We start from the raw sequence: 21,682 nt of genomic DNA, 5'->3' as shown, positions 1-21,682 counted from the left end.
GCGGCCCGCCCCGGACCCGCCATGACCGATACTTGGGCCGCCGGGCCGCGACGTGTCGCGCCCGGCGGTTCCGGTAAACGCAGCGGGAAGGGCACGGCGTCGTGGGTGGGGTTCGGGCGGTTCGGACAGGGGTACGCGCGCTGGGCGCGGTGCTGGCGGCGGTTCTCGGGGCGGCGGCCCTGGCGGGATGCAGCGGCACCGGCGGCAAGCGCGCCGAGGACAGGGCCGCGGCGGCCGAGTCCAGGGCACAGGGGCGGGCCGCGGTGAGCACACCGAAGTGGACCGTCGCCATGGTCACCCACTCCGGCGACGGCGACACCTTCTGGGACATCGTCCAGCGGGGCGCCAAGCAGGCCGCCGCCAAGGACAACATCTCCTTCCTGTACGCGCACAGCGACGAGGGCCAGCAGCAGGCGCAGCTCGTCCAGTCGTACATCGACAAGGGCGTGGACGGGCTGATCGTCACCCTCGCCAAACCGGACGCCATGAAGGCCGTCGTCGCCAAGGCGACCAGGGCGGGAATCCCGGTGATCACCGTCAACTCGGGCTCCGAGCAGTCGAAGGCGTTCGGCGCGCTCACCCACATCGGCCAGGACGAGACCGTCGCCGGCGAGGCGGTGGGCGACGAACTGGACCGCCGGGGCAGGAAGAAAGCCCTGTGCGTCCTGCACGAGCAGGGCAACGTGGGCCACGAACAGCGCTGCGCCGGGGCGAAGAAGACCTTCGACGGCACGATGCGCAACCTGTACGTCGACGGCACCAACATGCCGGACGTCCAGGCGTCCATCGAGGCCCAGCTCCAGACCGACCGGGGCATCGACGCGGTCGTGACCCTCGGCGCGCCCTTCGCCGACACCGCCGTCAAGGCGAAGAAGACGGCGGGCAGCAAGGCCGAGATCGACACGTTCGACCTCAACGAGGCCGTCGCGGGCTCGCTCAAGGCGGGCCGGCTGGGCTTCGCCGTCGACCAGCAGCCCTACCTCCAGGGGTACGAGGCCGTCGATCTGCTCTGGCTCCACCGGTACAACGCGCATGTGCTCGGCGGCGGGCGGCCCGTGCTCACCGGACCGCAGATCGTGGGCCGTCAGGACGCCGCCGAGCTCCAGGAATACGCGGAACGAGGGACCCGATGACCACCACCGCACCACCCGTGAAGGATCTGCCGGGCGACGGCGGGGGCGGCGGTCCGGCCCGCGACGAGCGGCTGCTCGGCGACTCGCCGCTGCGCAAGCTCCTCGGCAGGCCCGAACTGGGCGCGGTCGTCGGCGCCCTCGCGGTGTTCCTGTTCTTCGCGGTCGTCGCCGACTCGTTCCTGAAGACGTCGAGCTTCGGCACCGTCCTGTACGCGGCGTCCACGATCGGGATCATGGCGGTGCCGGTGGCGCTGCTGATGATCGGCGGCGAGTTCGACCTGTCCGCCGGTGTCCTGGTGACCAGTTCGGCGCTGATCTCCTCGATGTTCAGCTACCAGATGACGGCCAACGTGTGGGTCGGCGTCCTGGTGTCCCTGCTGGTCACCCTCGCCATCGGGGTGTTCAACGGATTCATGCTGACACGCACGAAACTGCCGAGCTTCATCATCACCCTCGGCACGTTCCTGATGCTCACCGGTCTCAACCTCGGCCTGACCAAGCTGATCAGCGGCACCGTCTCCACCAAGAGCATCGGCGACATGGCGGGCTTCACGTCGGCGCGTGCGCTCTTCGCCTCCGAACTGACAGTCGGCGGCGTCGAGTTGAAGGTCACCATCCTGTGGTGGGCGGGCCTGGTCGCGCTGGCCACCTGGATCCTGCTGCGTACCCGCTTCGGCAACTGGATCTTCGCGGTCGGCGGCAACGCCGAGGCCGCCCGCGCCGTCGGTGTCCCGGTACGGCTGACGAAGACCGGCCTCTACCTGGGCGTCGGCTTCTGCGCCTGGGTCTCCGGCCAGCATCTGCTCTTCTCGTTCGACGTCGTCCAGTCCGGCGAGGGCGTCGGCAACGAGCTGATCTACATCATCGCCGCGGTCATCGGCGGCTGTCTGATCACCGGCGGCTACGGCTCCGCGATCGGCTCCGCCGTCGGCGCGTTCATCTTCGGCATGACCAGCAAGGGCATCGTGTACGCGGAGTGGAACCCGGACTGGTTCAAGTTCTTCCTCGGAGCGATGCTCCTTCTGGCCACCCTGCTCAACGCATGGGTGCGCAAGCGCGCGGAGGCGACCCGATGACCACGCACGGCACGACGGAGACGACCGGCTCCGCGACGGCGGCCACGCCCCCGCTGGTCGAACTGGACGGCGTCAGTAAGTACTACGGCAACATCCGGGCCCTCGAAGGTGTCTCGCTGGAGGTGCGCGCGGGGGAGATCACCTGCGTACTCGGCGACAACGGCGCGGGCAAGTCCACCCTCATCAAGATCATCGCGGGACTGCACCGGCACGATACGGGCGCGTTCCTCATCGAGGGGGCGCGGACGTCGCTCGGCTCGCCGCGCGAGGCACTGGACCTGGGCATCGCCACCGTCTACCAGGACCTGGCCGTCGTACCGCTCATGCCCGTCTGGCGGAACTTCTTCCTCGGCTCCGAACCGACGAAGGGCGCCGGACCGTTCAAGCGCCTCGACGTCGACCTGATGCGCCGCACCACCCGCGCCGAGCTGCTGCGGATGGGCATCGACCTGCGCGACGTGGACCAGCCCATCGGGACCCTGTCCGGCGGCGAACGGCAGTGCGTGGCGATCGCCCGCGCCGTCCACTTCGGCGCGAAGGTCCTCGTCCTGGACGAGCCGACCGCCGCGCTCGGCGTCAAACAGTCCGGGGTCGTACTGAAGTACGTGGCCGCCGCGCGTGACGCCGGGCTGGGCGTCGTACTGATCACGCACAACCCGCACCACGCGTATCTCGTCGGCGACCGGTTCGTGCTGCTCAAGCGGGGTGTCATGGCGGGCAGCCACACCAGGGAGTCGATCACCCTGGACGAGCTGACGCGCCAGATGGCGGGCGGCTCGGAGCTGGAGGAGCTGAGCCACGAGCTGGCCAAGGCCCCCGGGCCCGCCCGGCTCGGTGGCCGCCCGGTGGACGGCGGCGGGCATCCGGGGGACGAAGACACCAACGCGAAGCGGTCCGGCGGCAGTGCCAAGCCCTGACCGCCCTCCGTACCGTCCGGATGGCAGAATCGGCGGCGGTGGACGCCCGTCCACCGCCGCGGCCCCCCGGACCTCCGGCGCGGCGTGACCACGACCCGCAGGGACGACACGACACGTGCGAGTAGCCAGGCCGCGTTCCGGTAGCAGCGTCGTCCGTACGGCAGGCGGCCCCGACGGGCGTACGGGAAGATCCCGGCCCTCGGCGGGCCCCGGGCCCGGCGGAGGTCTTCGGGCGGCGAAGGGGTCCCGGGCCGCGACGGGTGTCCGGCTCAGGGGAGGCACCCGATCCGTGAGGGGTGTCGGGACCACGACAGGCACCCGATCCGTGACGGGTGTCCGGTCCGTGGGAGGAACCCGGTACGCGAGGGGTGTCGGGACCACGACAGACACCCGACACGCGACAGGCGGCCGGCCCGCGGGAGGAACCCGATCCATGAGAGGTGTCCGGCCTGCGGGAGGAACCCGGTACGCGAGGGGGCCCGTCCGATGAGCACCTACCGTGACTTCACCCACCGCGGCTCCGCCCGCGCCACCGTCCTGCGGACCGTCGGCACCCGCGAACGCCGCTCGCACGCCTCCGCGCCGCGCGTGCCCACCGTCGGGATCGACATCGGCGGTACGAAGGTGATGGCCGGGGTCGTCGACCCGGACGGCAACATCCTGGAGAAGATCCGCACCGAGACGCCCGACAAGTCCAAGAGCCCCAGGGTGGTCGAGGACACCATCGTCGAGCTGGTGCTGGACCTCTCCGACCGCCACGACGTGCACGCCGTCGGCATCGGCGCGGCGGGCTGGGTGGACGCCGACCGGGCCAAGGTCCTCTTCGCCCCGCACCTCGCCTGGCGCGACGAACCCCTCCGGGACTCGATCTCCTCCCGCCTCGCCGTCCCGGTGATGGTCGACAACGACGCGAACACCGCCGCCTGGGCGGAGTGGCGATTCGGCGCTGGCCGGGGCGAGGACCACCTCGTCATGATCACGCTCGGGACCGGTATCGGCGGCGCCATACTGGAGGACGGCCGGGTCAAGCGCGGCAAGTACGGTGTGGCGGGCGAGTTCGGCCATATGCAGGTCGTCCCGGCCGGGCACCGCTGCCCGTGCGGCAACCGGGGCTGCTGGGAGCAGTACAGCTCCGGCAACGCGCTGGTCCGCGAGGCCCGGGAGCTGGCCGCGGCCGACTCCCCGGTGGCGTACAACCTCATCGACCGCGTCAAGGGCCACATCCCCGACATCACCGGACCGCTGATCACCGAACTGGCCCGGGAGGGCGACGCCATGTGCGTCGAACTCCTCCAGGAGATCGGCCAGTGGCTCGGCGTCGGCATCGCCAACCTCGCGGCGGCGCTCGACCCCTCCTGCTTCGTGATCGGCGGCGGTGTCAGCGCGGCGGACGATCTGCTGATCGGCCCCGCCAGGGACGCCTTCCGCCGCCATCTCACCGGTCGCGGCTACCGCCCGGAGGCCCGTATCGCCAAGGCCCAACTCGGCCCGGAGGCGGGCATGGTGGGCGCCGCCGACCTCTCCCGGCTGGTGGCACGCCGCTTCCGCCGGGCGAACCGGCGCAGGCTGGAGCGGTACGAGAAGTACGAGCTGTACGCGGAGGCCATCCGCACCGGCCGGATGCCGCAGGACCTGCGTGAGGAGCAGGAGCTGCGCGAGGCGGAGGAGTCCCGTGCGGCGGAGCTGCGGGAACAGCGGGAGGCCGAGGCGGCGAAGCCCGAGCAGCAGAAGAAGCCGGACGCGGTCACGGACACCGACACCGACACCGAGACGGACATGGACGCGGCAGTGGACTCGAACGCGGATACGGGTGCGGGCAGGGACCCGAAGCCGGATACGCCGGACACGTACGGGGACACGACGCCCGACACGGACACGACGCGCGCGGCGGAACCGCGGACCGGGACGGGGGCGTCGTCCGGGGCGCCGGAGTCCTCCCCGACGCCGCGAGAACCCCGCGACCACCCCAGCCGAGCCCCTCGCACCAGCCAGGAACCTCCCTCATGACCGTGCCCCATCAGGCGAAGTCCCCCGAAGACACCGCGAAGCCGCCGGAGGACCACCGCCACATGGTCCGCCGCCGCTGGCTGACGGCGATAGTGATCGTGCTGCTGATCGGCGTCCCCGCCGGCTATCTGGTGATCTCGGCCGGCCAGAGCCGGCGCAGCGGTCTCGACAAGGAACTGGAGTCCTCGGCGACCGGACTGACCGACGCCGTACCGTCCCGGATGAAGCAGCGGGTCTTCGAGGTGCCCATCCCGGCCCGCGCCACGAACGTGCGCTACTACGAGACGAGCAACTGGAAGTCGAGCAGGCTGTACGTGCAGTTCACCGTGACGTCCGGCAGGCTCGACACCTTCCTCACCGAACTGGGCACGCACCGCGACGCCCTGAAGGAGGGCAACGTCACCATCGCGCCGCGCGACTCGCGCACTGTCGGCTGGGACTTCGTCCCCACCCGCGTGTGGTCGGGCATCACCCACCGGCAGAAGGACCCACTGCCCACCCAGGACATCACCGTCGACCTGAGCGACCCGGCCATGCCACGCGTCTACCTGGTCTCCACGACCACGCCCTGAACCGTCCGGACGGCGACGGGGCGGGAGGTGTCGGGCGTGACGGCCGTCGCGGACGGCGGCGCCCGGGGCGTCGCACTCCGGCGCCCCGGCCCGGCCGCACCGCCCGTAACTCCAAGGAGCACGCAATGTCGTTCATCGGCGAGGAGATCGCCCGTCAGCCCGAGTCCTGGCTCAGGGCCGCCTCCGTCGCGGGCGGGCCCGGGACCGGGCTGCCGCTCCCCGGGGAGCGGGTCGCCGTCGTGGGGTGCGGCACGTCGTGGTTCATGGCCGAGGCGTACGCCGTCCTGCGGGAGAGCCGGGGCCAGGGGGAGACGGACTGCTTCGCGGCCTCCGAGTTCCCCCACGGGCGCGACTACGACCGTCTCGTGGCCATCTCCCGCTCCGGTACCACCACCGAGGTGCTGGAACTCCTCGACCGGCGGCGCGGCCGGTACCCGGCGGTGGCGCTGACGGGCGACACCACCACCCCGATCGTGGACGCGGCCGAGCATGTCGTCGACCTCTCCTTCGCGGACGAGCGGTCCGTCGTGCAGACCCTCTTCGCGACGACCGCGCTCACCGCCCTGCGGGCCGGTCTGGGCGAGCCGGCCGAGCCGCTGGCCGAGGCCGCGCGGGCGGCGCTCGCCGAGCCGCTGCCCGGGGAATGGCTCGACGCCGACCAGATCTCGTTCCTCGGCCGGGGCTGGGCGCACGGCATCGCCCGGGAGGCCGCGCTCAAGATGCGCGAGGCCACGCAGGGGTGGACCGAGGCGTACCCGTCCATGGAGTACCGGCACGGTCCCATCGCCATCGCCGCGCCCGGCCGCCTCGTCTGGCACTTCGGCCCCGACGACGACGGGCTGCGACCGGACGTGGCGCGTACCGGCGCGCTCTTCGTGAACCACCCCGAGGACCCGCAGGCCGACCTGGTGCGAGTCCAGCGACTCGCCGAGGCGACCGCCGTACGCAAGGGACTCGACCCGGACCGGCCGCGGGCGCTGACGCGTTCGGTGGTCCTCGACTCCGTGACCGGGGACCCGGCGGGTTCATGAGGGTCGCGCTCGCCGGAGGCGAAGCGTCGGGGCGGCTCCGGACTCCCCGTACGGCGACGTCCGGACGAAGCGCGGCGGCCTGTACGGGCGCCCGAGGCGGGCGCACGGCGGCACGGGACGTCCCACCGGACGGGGAGCGGGACCGGACCCCGGCTCCGGTCCGGCTCCCCGGTCCCTCAGCCCCGCCCACCCGGGCCGGCGGCGTACGGCGACGTACCGCACCGAGCGTGGTGGCCTGTGCGGGCGCCCGAGGCGGGCGCACGGCGGTACGGGACGAACCACCGGCCCGGGGACCGGACCCGGCGCTACGGCCCAGCGCCCCGGTTCTCAGTTCCGGTCCGGGGGCCGGACCGTACCGAACCCCGACTCCCCGGCTCCCGGTTCCCCGGTCCGCTCCGGGAGCAGTACCGGATCCCTGCCCCTCGTCCCGGGCTTCCGCCGCCCGGCCCCTGACCGGAAGCAGGACCGGACCCCGGCTTCACGGACCCCGGCTCGCCCGCCCCGCCGCCTCCCCGGCCCCCCGACCGGCCGTAGGTCGTCGACCTTCCGAAAGGACCCCCATGCTCGTCCGCAGCGCGGATCTGATCGCCGAAGCCCGTGCCTCGGGTGACGGGATCACCGCCCTCAACGTCATCACCCTCGAACACGTCGAGGCGGTCGCCGAGGCCGCGCGGGCGACCGGTCTGCCCGCGATCCTCCAGATCAGCCAGAACGCCGTCCGCTACCACGGCGGGGACGTCCTGCCGCTGGCCACCGCCGCCGCGGCCGTCGCGCGCCGGAGCGAGGCCCGGCTCGCCCTGCACCTGGACCATGTCGAGGACGTCGAACTGCTGCGCCGTACGGCCGAGTGCGGCGCCAGTTCGGTCATGTACGACGCGTCCGCGCTGCCGGACGAGGAGAACATCGCCGCCACCCGGTCCGCCGTCCGCTGGGCCCATGACAACGGGCTGTTCATCGAGGCGGAACTCGGCGAGATCGGCGGCAAGGGCTCCGCGCACACCCCGGGCGCGCGCACCGACCCCTCCGACGCCGCGCGGTTCGTCGCCGAGACCGGGGTGGACGCCCTCGCGGTCGCCGTCGGCAGCAGCCACGCGATGGTCACCCGTACCGCCGCGCTCGATCTGGAGCTGATCTCCCGGCTCCGGGACGCCGTACCGGTACCGCTCGTCCTGCACGGTTCCTCCGGTGTGCCGCACACGACGCTGCGGGCCGCCGTCGAGCACGGCATGACGAAGATCAACATCGGTACGCTGCTGAACGTCGCCTTCTCCGGGGCGCTCCGCGCCACGCTGGACGAGGCGCCGGAACTGGTCGACCCGCGCCGCTTCCTGGCCCCCGCCCGCGCCGCCGTCGCGGCGTCGGCCGCCGAGTGCCTCAGGACGGTCACCGCCCGCCGCCCCCCGGCCGCCCCCCGGCCCGCCACCCCGCCCCGGGATGTGAAGCCCGGCGCCGAGGATCTTCGCGAGGCTGCCACAACGTGGGACGGCTTGCGCGGGGATCCGACCCACCCGCGTGCGCCCGGGAGGGACGTGGGAGCGTGAGGCGGTGACCGACGTACAGACCACCACCCTCCAGTACCGCCTCGACGGGCCGGACGACGCACCGGTCCTGATCCTGGCTCCGTCACTGGGCACCACCTGGCACATGTGGGACCGGCAGACCCCCGAGCTGGCCAAGCACTGGCGGGTGCTCCGGTTCGACCTGCCCGGCCACGGCGGCGCCCCCGCCCGCCCCGCCACCGGCGTCCCCGAACTGGCGGACCGCCTCATGGCCACGCTCGACGGGCTGGGCGTGCAGCGCTTCGGCTACGTCGGCTGCTCCATCGGCGGGGCGATCGGCGCCGAACTGGCGCTGCGCCGCCCCGACCGGGTCGCCTCGCTCGCGCTCGTGGCGTCCTCGCCGAGGTTCGGCACGGCGGACGAGTTCCGCCAGCGCGGTGTCATCGTCCGTACGAACGGTCTCGAACCGATGGCCCGCGCGGCGCCCGAGCGCTGGTTCACCGCCGGTTTCGCCGCCGCGCAGCCCGCGATCGTCGAGTGGGCGGTGCAGATGGTCCGTACGACCGACCCGGGCTGCTACATCGCCGCGTGCGAGGCCATGGCCGCCTTCGACATACGCGCGGAGCTGGGCCGGATCGGGGTGCCCACGCTCGTCCTGGTCGGCGCCGAGGACCAGGTCACCGGCCCCGCCGAGGCCCGCACCCTGGTCGCCGGGATACCGGACGCCCGGCTCGCGCTCGTACCGGGCGCCTCGCACCTGGCGCCCGTCGAGCAGCCGGCCGCCGTCACCGATCTGCTGCTGCGCCACTTCTCGACCGCCTGGCTGAACCCCTCCGACACCTCGACCGGACTGACGGTGCTGCCCGACTGGGCGACCTACCCGGGGCCGGGGACACCCGTCGGGCCGCCGACCGGGTCGCCGATGACCGTCCCCGTCGCCGAGCTCACCTCCGCCGAGCAGCCGAGGGCCGTGACGGCCGTACGCGCCGATCCGTACGAGGCGGGCATGCGGGTCCGCCGGGAGGTCGTCGGGGACGCCCACGTCGACCGGGTCATGGCGGAGACGGACGCCTTCGCCGCCGACTTCCAGGAACTCCTCACCCGCTATGTCTGGGGCGATGTGTGGAACCGCGAGGGCCTGGACCGGCGCAGCCGCAGCTGTGTGACGCTGACGGCCCTCGTCGTCGGCGGCCACCTCGACGAGCTGGCCGTCGAGACCAGAGCCGCCCTGCGCAATGGGCTGACCCCGGCCGAGATCAAGGAAGTGCTGATCCAGACGGCCGTCCACTGCGGCTTCCCGGCCGTGACCGCCGCCTTCCGGGTCGTCGCGGCCGTCGTCCAGGAGGAGACCACCCCCGATCCCTGACCGACCCGGGCCTTCCGGCGCTCCCGCCCTGCCCCCGTTTGCCGTCCTCACCGAGGATGTCGACCATGGGGGTGGGGTGCCGGAGCCGTACCCCCACGTCTCCGTAAGGAGGCGGAGGCGCGTACGCACGGCCCACGCACGACGCCCTCCTACGGAACCGAACGCAGAACTCCGTACTCCGAACTCCGCACTCCGACCAGGAACCCGTCACACGAGGTGGTCACGGTGAAGCTCACCAAGAAGTCCCACGCCTGCGTCCGGCTGGAGAAGGACGGGCGGACACTCGTCGTCGACCCCGGCGTCTTCAGTGAGGAGGACGCGGCGCTCGGCGCCGAGGCCGTACTCGTCACGCACGAGCACCCCGACCACTTCGAGGAGGGCCGGCTGCGCGCCGCACTCGAATCGGACCCGGCCACCGAGATCTGGACCCTGCGCAGCGTCGCGGACCAGCTCTCGGCGGCTTTTCCGGGCCGGGTGCGCACGGTGGGCCACGGCGACACCTTCACCGCGGCCGGCTTCGACATCCAGGTGCACGGCGAACTCCACGCGGTGATCCATCCCGACCTGCCGAGGGTCACCAACGTCGGCTATCTGGTGGACGGTTCGCTCTTCCACCCCGGCGACGCCCTGACCGTCCCCGGCACTCCCGTCGACACCCTGCTGCTCCCGGTGCACGCCCCGTGGAACAAGATTTCCGAAGTGGTCGACTACGTACGCGAGGTGGCGCCGCGCCGCAGCTTCGACATCCACGACGCGCTGCTCACCGACCTGGCGCTGCCCATGTACGACGGCCATGTCGGCCGGCTCGGCGGCTCCGACCACGCCAGGCTGGCACCCGGCGAGTCCACCCGGCTGTGACCGTCGCGACGGCCACTGTCGGACCGCGCGGATAGGCTGTCGCCCATGCGCATCGCCACCTGGAACGTCAATTCGATCACCGCCCGGCTGCCCCGGCTGCTGGCCTGGCTGGAGAGCACGGGCACGGACGTGCTGTGCGTCCAGGAGACCAAGAGCACCCTGGAGCAGTTCCCGTCCGACGCCCTGCGCGAGGCGGGTTACGAGGCGGCGGTCAACGCCACCGGCAGGTGGAACGGCGTGGCGCTGATCTCCCGCGCCGGTCTGGACGACGTGGTCCTGGGCCTGCCCGGCGGCCCGGAGTACGAGGGCGTCGAGGAGCCCCGCGCCGTCTCCGCGACCTGCGGCGGCGTCCGGGTCTGGTCGGTGTACGTGCCCAACGGCCGGGAGGTCGCGCACGACCACTACGCGTACAAGCTGCGCTGGCTGGAGGCGCTGCGCGCCGCCGTGGCCGAGGACAGCGCGGGACAGCGGCCGTTCGCCGTCCTCGGTGACTTCAACGTGGCGCCGACGGACGACGACGTCTGGGACCCGGCGCTCTTCGAGGGCGCCACCCATGTCACCCCCGCCGAGCGCGAGGCCCTGGCCGCGCTCCGTGAGGGCGGTCTGTCCGACGTGGTCCCACGACCGCTCAAGTACGACCGGCCGTACACTTTCTGGGACTACCGCGAGCTCCGGTTCCCGAAGAACCGGGGCATGCGGATCGACCTGGTCTACGGGAACGGGCCCTTCACGGCGGCCGTCAAGGACAGTTACGTCGACCGTGAGGAGCGCAAGGGCAAGGGCGCCTCCGACCATGCCCCGGTCGTTGTCGATCTCGACCTCTGACGTGCCGGGGCCGGTGGCGTCGGCGGGTCCGGCCACGGGCGTTCCGCCTCTGACACCGCCCGCGTGCCCTCGGGCACGCGACTACGGGGAAATGGCAGGCTGAGTGGTATGAACATCCCTTTCTTGGACAACTGGCGCAAACGAAACAGGCCCGACGAGGGTGCTTCGTCGGCGTCCGTCGTGGGGGATGACGCGGAGGGCGTGGCCGAACTGCTCTCCGAGTGCGAGCTGCTGCGTGTCCGGGCCGCGCAGTTCGGTCTGGAACTGGACGATTCCCCGGACTCGTTGGAGGCCCTGGACCAACTGCCCCCGAACTGGCGCGACGACCCGGAGGAGCTGCCCTGGCTGGGCAACGACGCGGGCCTGTATCTCGGTACGGTCATCGTCCGCACGGTCCAGGGCGCCGTCTGGCACGTCTGGCCCGGCGGGCATCCCGTCGTGCGTCTCACCTCCGGCCGGGAGATCCAGGTGGTGGAGGCCGGGCTCGACTGGGCCGTCAGCGGCGCGCCCGAGCTGTCCCAGGTGTACGCGGAGGCGGCCGAGACTTAGGCCCTGTCCGGCGGGAGGTGTGGGCTCTCTCCGCCGCGATCCTGGGCTTTAATACGGCTTATGCCCCTTTTATGCGTGTCGGGTGCGAAGTCCCTTGATGCGCTGGATAGTTTGCGCTGACCTCGACAGCCGAGAACGGGGAGGGCAGCGCATGGCCGTCGACCACGGTCCGACGGGCGTTCCGCGGCGGGAGCCGCGGCCGGTCGCCCGACGGGGCCGCACACCTCCGGCCGGAATGCCCGGTCCGGGAGTCCGGGTACGCGGACGCGTCGGCCGCGCCGAATCTGGACTACGCTTTGCCGTTCATCCCCATGGTGACGGTGGTCCTGCCGGCAGAGGCCACGGATGCCGCGCCGGCCTCGGGCACCACCCGGGCGTCCGTCCGCGACCGCCGTGCTCCGCGCACGCGGGGATGGTCCCGCCGCCGCCCGAGGCGCGGTAGCTCAAAGGGACATGGCCCGCCTCCCGCTTCCCGCGGGAGGACCCTCTGGCAGCAGCCGGAGATCACTTCTCGCGCCGCGGGACCCGACAGACAGCTCGGGTCGGGCGTGGCCGGGGAGAAGGTCAGCTGCGCGCCGGGAGGGCCGTGTCCGCCACGGAGCGGGCCCGCGTCGTCGCGAGTACGACGAGGGTGCCGCTCTTCATTCTTTCCCCGGTCCTCTCTCCCCGGTCGTTCTCCGGGGCCGGCCCGCGTCACCGCGGGCCCCGCCGGGTGCCGGTCAGCTCTTCGCCCGGTGGGAGGTGGGCGCGGCCGGTACGGGCTCGTGTGCCGCCTTCGTGACATCGGCGACCAGTTCGACCACATCGGGGCCGTACGCCTGCGAGTTGACCACCTTCAGCAGCAGACAGAACGAGTCGCGGCCGTGTTTGCGCGCCAGTCTCTCGTGGTGCCGGGCCAGATAGCGGGAGGCCGCCTGGTTGGTGATGGCCCGCTGCCCGCAGAACAGGAAGACCGGCCGGGCCTCCTGGCCGGCCGTCAGCCGCGCCAGGACGACGTACTCCGCCACGCCCGGCTCCACGCGGTAGCGCTCGGACCCGATCTGGAAGGCGCCCCGGTCCGGGCCGGGGTCCGGGTCCGTGTTGATTTTGACGCCGGGCAGCAGCGAGGACAGGTGGGCCGCCATCCGGCGATTGGACGCGGGACCGCCGAGGCAGAACTCCGTACGCTCACCGAATCCCTGCTGCGCCGAGTCGTGCTGGACTATCTGCGCGTGCGCGCCGCAGTCCTTGACCAGCGCGGACATCTCCAGCAGCGCGAAGACGTCGTGCCGGTGCACGGCACCGTCGCCTCCCGCCTCGCGGTTGACGACCAGCAGGCACTCGGAGTTGCCGGGCAGGCCGAAGAACGCCTGCTTCCTGCGCAGTTTGCGGCGCCACAGATAGGTCCGGGCGATCCACCCGAGGACGGCACCGACACCGGCGGCGAGCACCCCGAGAACGATGTTGCGTACGTCGTCAGTCATGGGCGCGCACTTTATCGGGACCGCGCCCTCCGGGACATCCCGTGCCCCGCCCGGCATCCCGCGCGCGGTTCGGGGCATGTGCGTCCCGACCGTGTCCGGCACCTGCCGCCGTCCGCCCGAAGGCACCGGCCGTCCGCCCGAAGGGCACCATGCGGGACGTCTCGGACACGGCCTGGCGGGGCGCCGGTGGTGAAGTTACGCTCCGCGAACCGACGTCCACCGGAGGTACGACATGCGCCGCCCCGCCCCACGCACGCTCTCGATCGTGGCCCTCGCCGCCACCATGCTCTCGGTCGGTGCCGCGGCCCCACCGTCCGTCGCCTCCCCGCCCGCGAAGACCCCCGCGAAGGGCCACCCGCACACTCCGGCCAAGTCGCCGGTCGCCGTCGGCCACGGCGGCGCGGTCGCCAGCGTCGACCGGGACGCCTCGGCCGCCGGGATCGAGGTGCTGCGGCGCGGCGGCAACGCCGTGGACGCGGCCGTGGCGACCGCCGCCGCGCTCGGCGTCACCGAGCCCTACTCGGCCGGTATCGGCGGGGGCGGCTACTTCGTCTACTACGACGCCAGGTCCCGTACCGTCCACACCGTCGACGGCCGGGAGACCGCCCCCAAGTCGGCCGACGCGACCCTCTTCCAGGAGGACGGCAAGCCGATCCCCTTCGCCGAGGGGCAGACGAGCGGCCTCGGCGTCGGGACGCCCGGCACTCCGGCGACCTGGGACCGGGCTCTCGACTCCTGGGGAAGCATGCCGCTGAAGCGGCTGCTGGAGCCCGCGCAGCGGCTGGCGAAGGACGGTTTCACCGTCGACGAGACCTTCCGTACCCAGACCGCCTCGAACGAGGCCCGGTTCGCCGACTTCCCCGCCACCGCCGATCTCTTCCTGCCCGGCGGTGAACTCCCGGTCGTCGGTTCGGTGTTCAAGAACCCCGACCTGGCGCGTACGTACGCGGAACTGGGCCGGCACGGCACCGAGGCGCTCTACCGGGGCGACCTGGCCCGCGACATCGTGCGCACCGTCCGCAAGCCGCCCGTCGGCCCGGACGCCACCCGGAAGGTCCGGCCGGGCGATCTGACGACCGGCGATCTGGCCGCGTACCGGACGAAGCGCCAGGAGCCCACGAAGGTCTCCTACCGGGGGCTCGACGTGTACGGCATGGCGCCCTCGTCCTCCGGCGGTACGAGCGTCGGCGAGGCGCTCAACATCCTGGAACGCACCGATCTCTCCCGTGCCTCGCAGGAGAAGTATCTGCACCGCTTCATCGAGGCGAGCCGGATCGCCTTCGCCGACCGGGGACGGTGGGTCGGCGACCCCGCCTTCGAGGACGTTCCCACCAAGGGCCTGCTGTCGCAGCGCTTCGCCGACTCGCGCGAGTGCCTCATCAAGGACGACGTGGCGCTGAAGAGTCCGCTGGCGCCCGGTGACCCGTCGGACCCGACGGCGTGCGCGGCGGGCGGTACGGCGGCGCCGACGACGTACGAGGGGGAGAACACCACCCATCTGACGGCCGCCGACAAGTGGGGCAACGTCGTCGCGTACACGCTGACGATCGAGTCGACGGGCGGCAGCGGCATCACCGTTCCCGGCCGGGGCTTCCTGCTCAACAACGAACTGACGGACTTCTCGTTCGCCGCGGCCAACCCGGCCGTCCACGACCCGAACCTGCCCGGCCCCGGCAAGCGACCCCGGTCGTCCATCTCCCCGACGATCGTCCTCGACGACCGTGACCGGCCGGTCCTGGCGCTCGGCTCGCCCGGTGGCGCGACCATCATCACGACCGTCCTCCAGACGCTCACCGGTCATCTGGACCGGGGGCTGCCGCTGGTCGACGCGATCGCCGCGCCGCGCGCGAGCCAGCGCAACTCCGCGACGACGGAACTGGAACCGGGGCTCTACGACAGCCCGGTGCGCGCCGAACTCGAAGCACTGGGGCACGCGTTCACCCGGAACCCGGAGATCGGCGCCGCGACGGGCGTGCAGCGGCTGCCCGACGGCCGCTGGGTGGCGGCGGCGGAGAAGGTCCGCAGGGGCGGCGGCTCGGCGATGGTGGTGCACCCGGCGGGACGGCCGTAGCCGTGTAGTCCGTACCCCCGTGGTCCGGGATCCGTGACGGTGTTTCCGTGATGTCGGGCGCCGCTCCCGCGCGGGAGCGGCGCCCGACGCGCGTCCGCACGGTCCGGCCCGCCCGGCGCCCGAGCGGGGCGCCGGCCGGAGCCGAGCCGTGGCGGGCGTCAGAGCGCGGTCAGGATGCGCGGGCCCTCGTGCGTGATCGCCACCGTGTGCTCGGCGTGGGCCGCGCGGCTCCCGTCGGACGTACGGATCGACCAGCCGTCGCTCGCCGTGTAGTGGTCGTCGGTGCCGCCCGCGATCAGCATCGGCTCGATCGCGATCACCATGCCGTGCCGCAGCGGTACGCCCCGCCCCGGCCTGCCCTCGTTCGGCACACCCGGGTCCTCGTGCATGGCGCGGCCGACACCGTGGCCGCCGAAGCCGTCCGGGATGCCGTACCCGGCCGCCCGGCAGACGCGGCCGATCGCGTGCGCGATGTCCCCGACGCGGTTGCCGACGAGGGCCGCCGCGATGCCCGCGTCCAGCGCCTCGAAGGCCGTACCGACGAGCCGGGCGTCGGCGGGGCTGCCCCGGCCGACGGTGAAGCTGACCGCCGAGTCGCCGGCCCAGCCGCCCGCCGTCGCGCCGCAGTCGATGCTCACGAGATCGCCGTCGCGGAGCGCGTAGTCGTCGGGGATGCCGTGCACGATCGTGTCGTTGACCGACGCGCAGATGACGGCGGGGAAGGGCACCGGCGCCCAGGCGGGGTGATAGTCCAGGAACGGCGAGCCCGCGCCCGCCTCGGCCAGCACCGCGCGGGCCACGGCGTCCAGTTCGCGCAGCGTCACGCCGACGGAGGCGGCCTCCCGCACCGCGGTGAGCGCGCGGGCGACGATCCGCCCCGTGACGCGCATGGCGGCCAGGGACTCGTCCGTCTTGATCTCTACCATGTCAGCTCCACCATGCCCGTCATTGTAATACCGGTTGATGGCGGTATTACAATGACGGGCATGGTACGGAATCCCTTGACCCCGGAGGAGCGCGAGCGCGGCGAGCGGCTCGGTCTGCTGCTCCGCGAGGCGCGCGGCGCACGCAGCATGGTCGAGATCGCGGCCGTCGCCGGCATCTCGCCCGAGACCCTGCGCAAGATCGAGACCGGCCGCGCCCCGACACCCGCCTTCTTCACGGTCGCCGCGCTGGCCGGAGCGCTGGGCCTGTCCATGGACACGATCGCGGTGACCTGCTCGCCACTGCCCGCCTAGCCGCTCCCCGCACAACCGCCTCCCTCGGCTTCTCCCTTCTCGTCTTCCCTCGGCTCCCTCTCCGACGGGCTCCCGGGAGACGGGCCCGGCGCCCCGTCCGTCCGGTGACGGGGCGCTCCCGGCCGAACAGGTCGATTTCAGCCACCCGGCACCGCGTACGCTCGGGGGCGTGACCCTCGACGCGCTCGGCCGCAGCCGCTATGTCAGCCTCACCACCTACCGCAAGGACGGCACCGGGGTGGACACCCCGGTGTGGCACGCCGTGGACGACGGCGCGCTGTACATCTGGACCCGCAGCGACTCGTGGAAGGTCAAACGCCTCCGCGCCGACAACCGGGTCGTCGTGACCGCCTGCGACGTACGCGGCCGGATCGCGCCCGGCGCGGCGACCGCCGAGGGGACGGCCCGCCTCCTGGAGGGCGACGAGGTCCGCCGGATCAACAAGCTGCTGGCCCGCAAGTACACCTGGCAGTTCTGGCTGGTCGAGAAGCCCGCCGCCCTCGTACGGCGCGGAAAAGCCGTGCACACCGGGATCGTGGTGACGTTCTGACGCCCCGTCATTGTGCGGACTTGTGGAGCGACGCCAACCTTTAGCCATATTTTTTTCGGGGAAACGTGACGTCGGCCACTCCCTGAAGCCATACTTGGGCGATCGCACCGCACCGTGCGCGACAATCCCGCGTAGCCGTCACGTAACACGGCTGCGGTTTCATGCCGGCGGGCCGGACGGTTCCCTCACGGCAGTGCGCGGCAGGGCAGGGGCGGGGAAAGACAGCGATGAGCAGGCATGAACTTCCGGCGGAGATCGGGGCCTTCGCGGGGTACTTCCGCGGTATTACGGCACTTCTCGACCCCGACAGCGGGTGGTACGCGGTGTTCCGGCAGCGCGACCCCGAGGGGCTGAAAGCCTGTCTCGACGGCACCGAGGTACCCCCGTGGGACGTGGTCGAGTCGCTGCTCCACGACCTCGCCGCCGGTCACGAGAACCGGCCGGTCGACCGCGAGACACCACGAGCGAGCAGACTGCACGCCGCGTCCGCCGCCGCCCACGACCGGCTCCCGGGCGGCGTCGACGCGCTCCGCGAACGGCTGCGCCTGATGCGTCAGGAACAAGCCACGGCGGCCGGCCGCGCCGACGAGGTGGTGGGCCGGCTGCGCCGGGTCCCCGGGGGTTCGCCCGAGGCGGACCAGCTCGAATACGACCTCGCCTGGGTCCGCGACGACTACGCGCGCGCCACCGCCCGCTTCGCGGAGCTGGGCGACCGCCTCGCCGCCGCCGAGTCCGCGAGCACGCGCGCCGCGCAGCCCGCCCCCACGCACGCCCCGCGCGCCCCCTCACCGGCGCACGCCGCGCCGGCCGGCCCGGAGTACGGCTCGCCGGAGGCGAGACCCACGGCCGCCGACGGGTGGTACCGGGCCGAGGAGACAACGGCGGACGAGCCGTCGGTCTTCGGCCGGCCCGACGGCGGCCGTCCCACCCCGCCCGACGACTGGTTCCGCCCCGAGCCCGACCGCGCCGGCGACCCCGGGGCCGACCCCGGGATCGGGCCCGACGACTCGCAGGAGATCGCGCAGGTGCCCGGCCCGCGCCGCAAGCCGCGCAAACAGCGCGGCGCGCGCTTCGCCTTCAGCGACGGCAACGGCCCGGCCGCCGGGCCGATCGTGCCGCCCGCCGCCACCGCCCCGCCCCGGGGAGCCCGCTTCGGCGGCGGCTCCGGTTCCGGCCCCGACCGGGCCCGCGACGAGACCTCCAGCACCGGAATGACCCGCCGGCAGTCCGAGGCACGCCGGGCCGCCCTCGACACGGTGGCCGTCCTCGTACGACTGCGCGCGGCCGGCCGCAGCGGGGAGGCACACGTGGTCCTCTACGAGGCGGCGGCCGGCCCCGCCGAGCAACTCCCCTTCCTCGCCGCCGAACTGCACCGCGCCGAACTCGGCGCCGACTGGGCGTCGGTGCTCTGGGAGGTGTCCTCGCAGCCGCCCGACAAGTTCGCGGCGGCGGCCGGGGCGCTCGCCACGGCCGGCCGTGACGCGGACTGCGGCACCCTGCTGCGGCAGGGCGTCTCCCGGTCCGCCGACGACATCGCGCAGGTCGTCCTCGCCCTCGGCGACGCGGGCCGCGTCCCGGAGGTCCAGGCGCTGCTCGGGGCCTTCGTCCGGGCCCGTACGCCCGAGGAGACGGCGCGGATCGCCGCCACCGACCCGGGGCGGCTGGTCCCGTGGCTGCTCGAAGCGGCACGCGGGGTCTCCTCCACCCATGAGCGCGACCTGGCCCGCGCGCTGCGCAGCGCCGGGACGACCGGCTCCTGACCGGCCGCGCGCCCCGCGCGGTGAGGGCCGCCCGACCGGTGCCCGACCGGTGCCCGACCGGTACGCGGGCGGCCCCCGTACGCCCGGTGGACCGGCCGGGTGCGAAACATGATCGACTCGGCGGCTTGACAGCGATGGTCTTGCCCCCGTGGGACGGCGGGCTTAGGTTCTCCTCCTACGCCCCGTGTCTACGGGCGTAGAAAAGCCCTCGCGCCCTACGTGCGAAGTACGCGCGACACGCGTGCGACGTACGCGGGTGAGGCACTCGCGACGTGCGCGCGACGCGCTCCCCGGAGCACGCGGCACGCGCGCGCGGGAACGCTGTGCACCACGCTCGGAGCACGCTCGACCTTCCGCCGAAGGAGCATCTCGTGGCCAGAGTCGTACGCGCCGCACTCGTCCAGGCGACCTGGACCGGCGACACCGAATCCATGATCGCCAAGCATGAGGAGCACGCCCGCGAGGCGGCCCGGCAGGGCGCCCAGGTGATCGGCTTCCAGGAGGTGTTCAACGCCCCCTACTTCTGCCAGGTGCAGGAGCCCGAGCACTACCGGTGGGCCGAGGCGGTCCCCGACGGCCCGACCGTGAGCCGGATGCGGGACCTCGCGCGCGAGACCGGCATGGTCGTCGTCGTCCCGGTCTTCGAGGTCGAGCAGTCCGGGTTCTACTACAACACCGCCGCCGTGATCGACGCCGACGGCTCGTACCTCGGCAAGTACCGCAAGCACCACATCCCGCAGGTCAAGGGCTTCTGGGAGAAGTACTACTTCAAACCGGGCAACGCGGGCTGGCCCGTCTTCGACACCGCCGTCGGCAAGATCGGCGTCTACATCTGCTACGACCGGCACTTCCCGGAGGGCTGGCGCCAACTCGGCCTGAACGGCGCCGAACTGGTCTACAACCCGTCGGCCACCTCCCGCGGACTCTCCAGCTATCTGTGGCAGCTGGAACAGCCCGCCGCCGCCGTCGCCAACGAGTACTTCATCGCCGCGATCAACCGGGTCGGCCAGGAGGAGTACGGCGACAACGACTTCTACGGCACGTCGTACTTCGTCGACCCGCGCGGTCAGCTCGTCGGCGAGGCCGCGAGCGACAAGGCGGAGGAACTGGTCGTCAGGGACCTGGACTTCGGGGTCATCGAAGAGGTGCGCCAGCAGTGGGCGTTCTACCGGGACCGCCGCCCCGACGCGTACGAGGGGCTGACGCAGCCGTGACCGAGGCCCCCGCGAACCCCTCCACCGCCCGGCCCGCGGCCTCTTCCGCCGGCGCGTCCGGCCGGACCCCCGCCGGACCGCCGTACCCCGCCCCGCCCGGTCTGCCCGCCACCGACCTGCACGACCGGCACCGCGCCGTCCTGCCCGACTGGCTGGCCCTCTACTACCGCCGCCCCATCGAACTCACCCACGGCGAGGGCCGCCACGTCTGGGACGCCGACGGCAACCGCTACCTCGACTTCTTCGGCGGCATCCTCACCACCATGACCGCCCACGCCCTCCCCGAGGTCACCAAGGCGGTCGCCGAACAGGCCGGGCGGATCATCCACTCGTCCACGCTCTATCTCAACCGCCCCATGGTGGAGTTCGCCGAACGCGTCGCGCATCTCTCCGGCATCCCGGACGCGCGGGTCTTCGTCACCACCTCCGGCACCGAGGCCAACGACACGGCCCTGCTGCTCGCCACCGCGTACCGCCGCTCCAACCAGATCCTGGCGATGCGCAACAGCTACCACGGCCGGTCCTTCTCCGCCGTCTCCATCACCGGCAACAGCGGCTGGTCACCGACCAGTCTCTCGCCGCTCCAGACCCTGTACGTGCACGGCGGCGTGCGCAGCCGGGGCCCGTACGCGCACCTGTCCGACGGCGAGTTCGTCGCGGCCTGCGTCGCCGATCTGGAGGACCTGCTCGGGCACACGCGTACGCCCGCCGCGCTGATCGCCGAACCGGTGCAGGGCGTCGGCGGTTTCACCTCACCGCCGGACGGGCTGTACGCCGCGTTCCGCGAAGTCCTCGACCGGCACGGCATCCTGTGGATCAGCGACGAGGTGCAGACCGGCTGGGGCCGTACCGGCGACCACTTCTGGGGCTGGCAGGCGCACGCCGAGAACGGCCCGCCGGACATCCTCACCTTCGCCAAGGGCATCGGCAACGGCATGTCCATCGGCGGTGTCGTCGCCCGCGCCGAGATCATGAACTGCCTCGACACCAACTCCATCTCGACCTTCGGCGGCAGCCCGGTCACGATGGCGGCGGGTGTCGCCAACCTCGCGTACCTCCTGGAGCACGACCTCCAGGGCAACGCGCGCCGTGTCGGCGGCCTGCTCATCGAGCGGCTGCGTGCCGTGGGGGCCGCCGTACCCGCCGTACGGGAGGTGCGCGGGCGCGGGCTGATGATCGGCGTCGAACTGGTCAGGCCCGGCACCGACGAGGCGAGTCCGGAAGCCGCGGCGGCGGTGACGGAGGCGGCCCGCGAGGGCGGCCTGCTCATCGGCAAGGGCGGCGGGCACGACAGCAGTGTGCTGCGTATCGCCCCGCCGCTCTCCCTCACGGTCGCCGAGGCCGAGGAGGGCGCGGCCATCCTCGAACGCGCCCTGCGCACCCTCTAGTTCACGACCGCCGGGACAGGACCTGTTTCACGCTCGCCGGGACAGGCACCGAGGTTCCCGTCCCGCCGGGACAGGCACCGAGGTTCCCGTCCCGCCGGGACAGGCACCGAGGTTCCCGTCCCGGCGGGTGTCACCGCCACCACTCCACGCACACTCCGTCACGGA

The 21,682-nt window shown here is 72.7% G+C and carries 17 protein-coding genes and 2 pseudogenes; 17 read left to right on the top strand and 2 right to left on the bottom strand.

Features of this window, described 5'->3' with window-relative positions:
• Positions 1-101: 101 nt before the first annotated feature.
• The 11 genes and pseudogenes from OG875_RS03995 to OG875_RS03945 all read left to right on the top strand — a co-directional run bounded on the left by OG875_RS03995 (position 102) and on the right by OG875_RS03945 (position 11,833).
• Positions 102-1,133: a sugar ABC transporter substrate-binding protein gene (locus tag OG875_RS03995; RefSeq protein ID WP_330172818.1), complete on the top strand. Its 1,032-nt coding sequence runs from the start codon at positions 102-104 to the stop codon at positions 1,131-1,133.
• Complete coding sequence (locus OG875_RS03990; RefSeq protein WP_330172817.1) at positions 1,130-2,209, top strand: ABC transporter permease; 1,080 nt, start codon at positions 1,130-1,132, stop codon at positions 2,207-2,209. The genes OG875_RS03995 and OG875_RS03990 overlap by 4 nt, the downstream gene beginning before the upstream one ends.
• Positions 2,206-3,126 carry an ATP-binding cassette domain-containing protein gene (locus OG875_RS03985; RefSeq protein ID WP_330172816.1) on the top strand — a complete coding sequence of 307 codons (921 nt, stop codon included), beginning with the start codon at positions 2,206-2,208 and terminating at the stop codon, positions 3,124-3,126. The genes OG875_RS03990 and OG875_RS03985 overlap by 4 nt, the downstream gene beginning before the upstream one ends.
• Before the next feature lie 486 nt (positions 3,127-3,612).
• Positions 3,613-4,764, top strand: a pseudogene (locus OG875_RS03980) (ROK family glucokinase); the annotation flags it as partial.
• A 365-nt stretch (positions 4,765-5,129) separates the two neighbouring features.
• The gene (locus OG875_RS03975) at positions 5,130-5,705 is read left to right on the top strand and encodes a hypothetical protein (protein WP_330172815.1); all 576 of its coding nucleotides are present in this window, start codon (positions 5,130-5,132) and stop codon (positions 5,703-5,705) included.
• Between the two features lie 125 nt (positions 5,706-5,830).
• Positions 5,831-6,736 carry an SIS domain-containing protein gene (locus OG875_RS03970; RefSeq protein ID WP_330172814.1) on the top strand — a complete coding sequence of 302 codons (906 nt, stop codon included), beginning with the start codon at positions 5,831-5,833 and terminating at the stop codon, positions 6,734-6,736.
• 560 nt (positions 6,737-7,296) lie between these two features.
• Positions 7,297-8,124: pseudogene (locus tag OG875_RS03965) on the top strand (class II fructose-bisphosphate aldolase); the annotation flags it as partial.
• Between the two features lie 157 nt (positions 8,125-8,281).
• The gene (gene pcaDC, locus OG875_RS03960; RefSeq protein ID WP_330172813.1) at positions 8,282-9,601 is read left to right on the top strand and encodes a bifunctional 3-oxoadipate enol-lactonase/4-carboxymuconolactone decarboxylase PcaDC; all 1,320 of its coding nucleotides are present in this window, start codon (positions 8,282-8,284) and stop codon (positions 9,599-9,601) included.
• Between the two features lie 225 nt (positions 9,602-9,826).
• Complete coding sequence (locus OG875_RS03955) at positions 9,827-10,459, top strand: MBL fold metallo-hydrolase (protein WP_330172812.1); 633 nt, start codon at positions 9,827-9,829, stop codon at positions 10,457-10,459.
• 45 nt (positions 10,460-10,504) lie between these two features.
• Complete coding sequence (locus OG875_RS03950; RefSeq protein WP_330172811.1) at positions 10,505-11,284, top strand: exodeoxyribonuclease III; 780 nt, start codon at positions 10,505-10,507, stop codon at positions 11,282-11,284.
• Between the two features lie 108 nt (positions 11,285-11,392).
• Entirely contained in the window at positions 11,393-11,833 is a 441-nt protein-coding gene (locus tag OG875_RS03945; RefSeq protein ID WP_330172810.1) for a DUF6278 family protein, read from the top strand.
• A gap of 719 nt (positions 11,834-12,552) precedes the next feature.
• Here the strand turns inward: OG875_RS03945 and OG875_RS03940 are convergent.
• Entirely contained in the window at positions 12,553-13,296 is a 744-nt protein-coding gene (locus OG875_RS03940; protein WP_330172809.1) for a hypothetical protein, read from the bottom strand.
• A gap of 232 nt (positions 13,297-13,528) precedes the next feature.
• Between OG875_RS03940 and ggt the strand changes: the two genes are divergently transcribed.
• Positions 13,529-15,367, top strand: a complete 1,839-nt coding sequence (gene ggt, locus OG875_RS03935) for a gamma-glutamyltransferase (protein WP_330172808.1) — start codon at positions 13,529-13,531, stop codon at positions 15,365-15,367.
• Positions 15,368-15,525: 158 nt separating this feature from the next.
• Here ggt and map read toward each other — a convergent pair whose 3' ends face one another.
• Entirely contained in the window at positions 15,526-16,293 is a 768-nt protein-coding gene (map, locus tag OG875_RS03930; RefSeq protein WP_330172807.1) for a type I methionyl aminopeptidase, read from the bottom strand.
• Positions 16,294-16,353: 60 nt separating this feature from the next.
• On the opposite strand from map, the gene OG875_RS03925 reads away from it, so the two are divergent.
• From OG875_RS03925 to OG875_RS03905, 5 genes are all read left to right on the top strand, one after another.
• On the top strand, positions 16,354-16,605 hold the full coding sequence (locus tag OG875_RS03925; protein WP_330172806.1) for a helix-turn-helix domain-containing protein: 252 nt from the start codon (positions 16,354-16,356) through the stop codon (positions 16,603-16,605).
• Positions 16,606-16,774: 169 nt separating this feature from the next.
• Positions 16,775-17,155 (top strand): PPOX class F420-dependent oxidoreductase, encoded by a 381-nt coding sequence (locus OG875_RS03920; protein WP_330172805.1) that lies wholly within the window; start codon positions 16,775-16,777, stop codon positions 17,153-17,155.
• Between the two features lie 227 nt (positions 17,156-17,382).
• Positions 17,383-18,915 carry a hypothetical protein gene (locus OG875_RS03915; protein ID WP_330172804.1) on the top strand — a complete coding sequence of 511 codons (1,533 nt, stop codon included), beginning with the start codon at positions 17,383-17,385 and terminating at the stop codon, positions 18,913-18,915.
• A gap of 371 nt (positions 18,916-19,286) precedes the next feature.
• Positions 19,287-20,129 (top strand): nitrilase-related carbon-nitrogen hydrolase, encoded by an 843-nt coding sequence (locus OG875_RS03910; protein WP_330172803.1) that lies wholly within the window; start codon positions 19,287-19,289, stop codon positions 20,127-20,129.
• 101 nt (positions 20,130-20,230) lie between these two features.
• Positions 20,231-21,517, top strand: coding sequence for an aspartate aminotransferase family protein (locus OG875_RS03905; RefSeq protein WP_330177597.1), 1,287 nt, complete (start codon positions 20,231-20,233; stop codon positions 21,515-21,517).
• The last annotated feature ends 165 nt before the right edge of the window (positions 21,518-21,682 follow it).

It is taken from the genome of Streptomyces sp. NBC_01498 (assembly GCF_036327775.1).
Classification (GTDB): domain Bacteria; phylum Actinomycetota; class Actinomycetes; order Streptomycetales; family Streptomycetaceae; genus Streptomyces.
Note: the sequence above shows the minus strand (reverse complement) of the source record. Positions and strands in the feature narration are given on the sequence as shown.

Excerpts from the sequence above, each read along its gene's own strand:
- OG875_RS03990 (WP_330172817.1), top strand. The coding sequence starts at position 1,130 with ATGACCACCACCGCACCACCCGTGAAGGATCTGCCGGGCGACGGCGGG.
- OG875_RS03985 (WP_330172816.1), top strand. The coding sequence starts at position 2,206 with ATGACCACGCACGGCACGACGGAGACGACCGGCTCCGCGACGGCGGCC.
- OG875_RS03975 (WP_330172815.1), top strand. The coding sequence starts at position 5,130 with ATGACCGTGCCCCATCAGGCGAAGTCCCCCGAAGACACCGCGAAGCCG.
- OG875_RS03970 (WP_330172814.1), top strand. The coding sequence starts at position 5,831 with ATGTCGTTCATCGGCGAGGAGATCGCCCGTCAGCCCGAGTCCTGGCTC.
- OG875_RS03950 (WP_330172811.1), top strand. The coding sequence starts at position 10,505 with ATGCGCATCGCCACCTGGAACGTCAATTCGATCACCGCCCGGCTGCCC.
- OG875_RS03945 (WP_330172810.1), top strand. The coding sequence starts at position 11,393 with ATGAACATCCCTTTCTTGGACAACTGGCGCAAACGAAACAGGCCCGAC.
- OG875_RS03940 (WP_330172809.1), bottom strand. The coding sequence starts at position 13,296 with ATGACTGACGACGTACGCAACATCGTTCTCGGGGTGCTCGCCGCCGGT.
- ggt (WP_330172808.1), top strand. The coding sequence starts at position 13,529 with ATGCGCCGCCCCGCCCCACGCACGCTCTCGATCGTGGCCCTCGCCGCC.
- map (WP_330172807.1), bottom strand. The coding sequence starts at position 16,293 with ATGGTAGAGATCAAGACGGACGAGTCCCTGGCCGCCATGCGCGTCACG.
- OG875_RS03925 (WP_330172806.1), top strand. The coding sequence starts at position 16,354 with ATGGTACGGAATCCCTTGACCCCGGAGGAGCGCGAGCGCGGCGAGCGG.
- OG875_RS03915 (WP_330172804.1), top strand. The coding sequence starts at position 17,383 with ATGAGCAGGCATGAACTTCCGGCGGAGATCGGGGCCTTCGCGGGGTAC.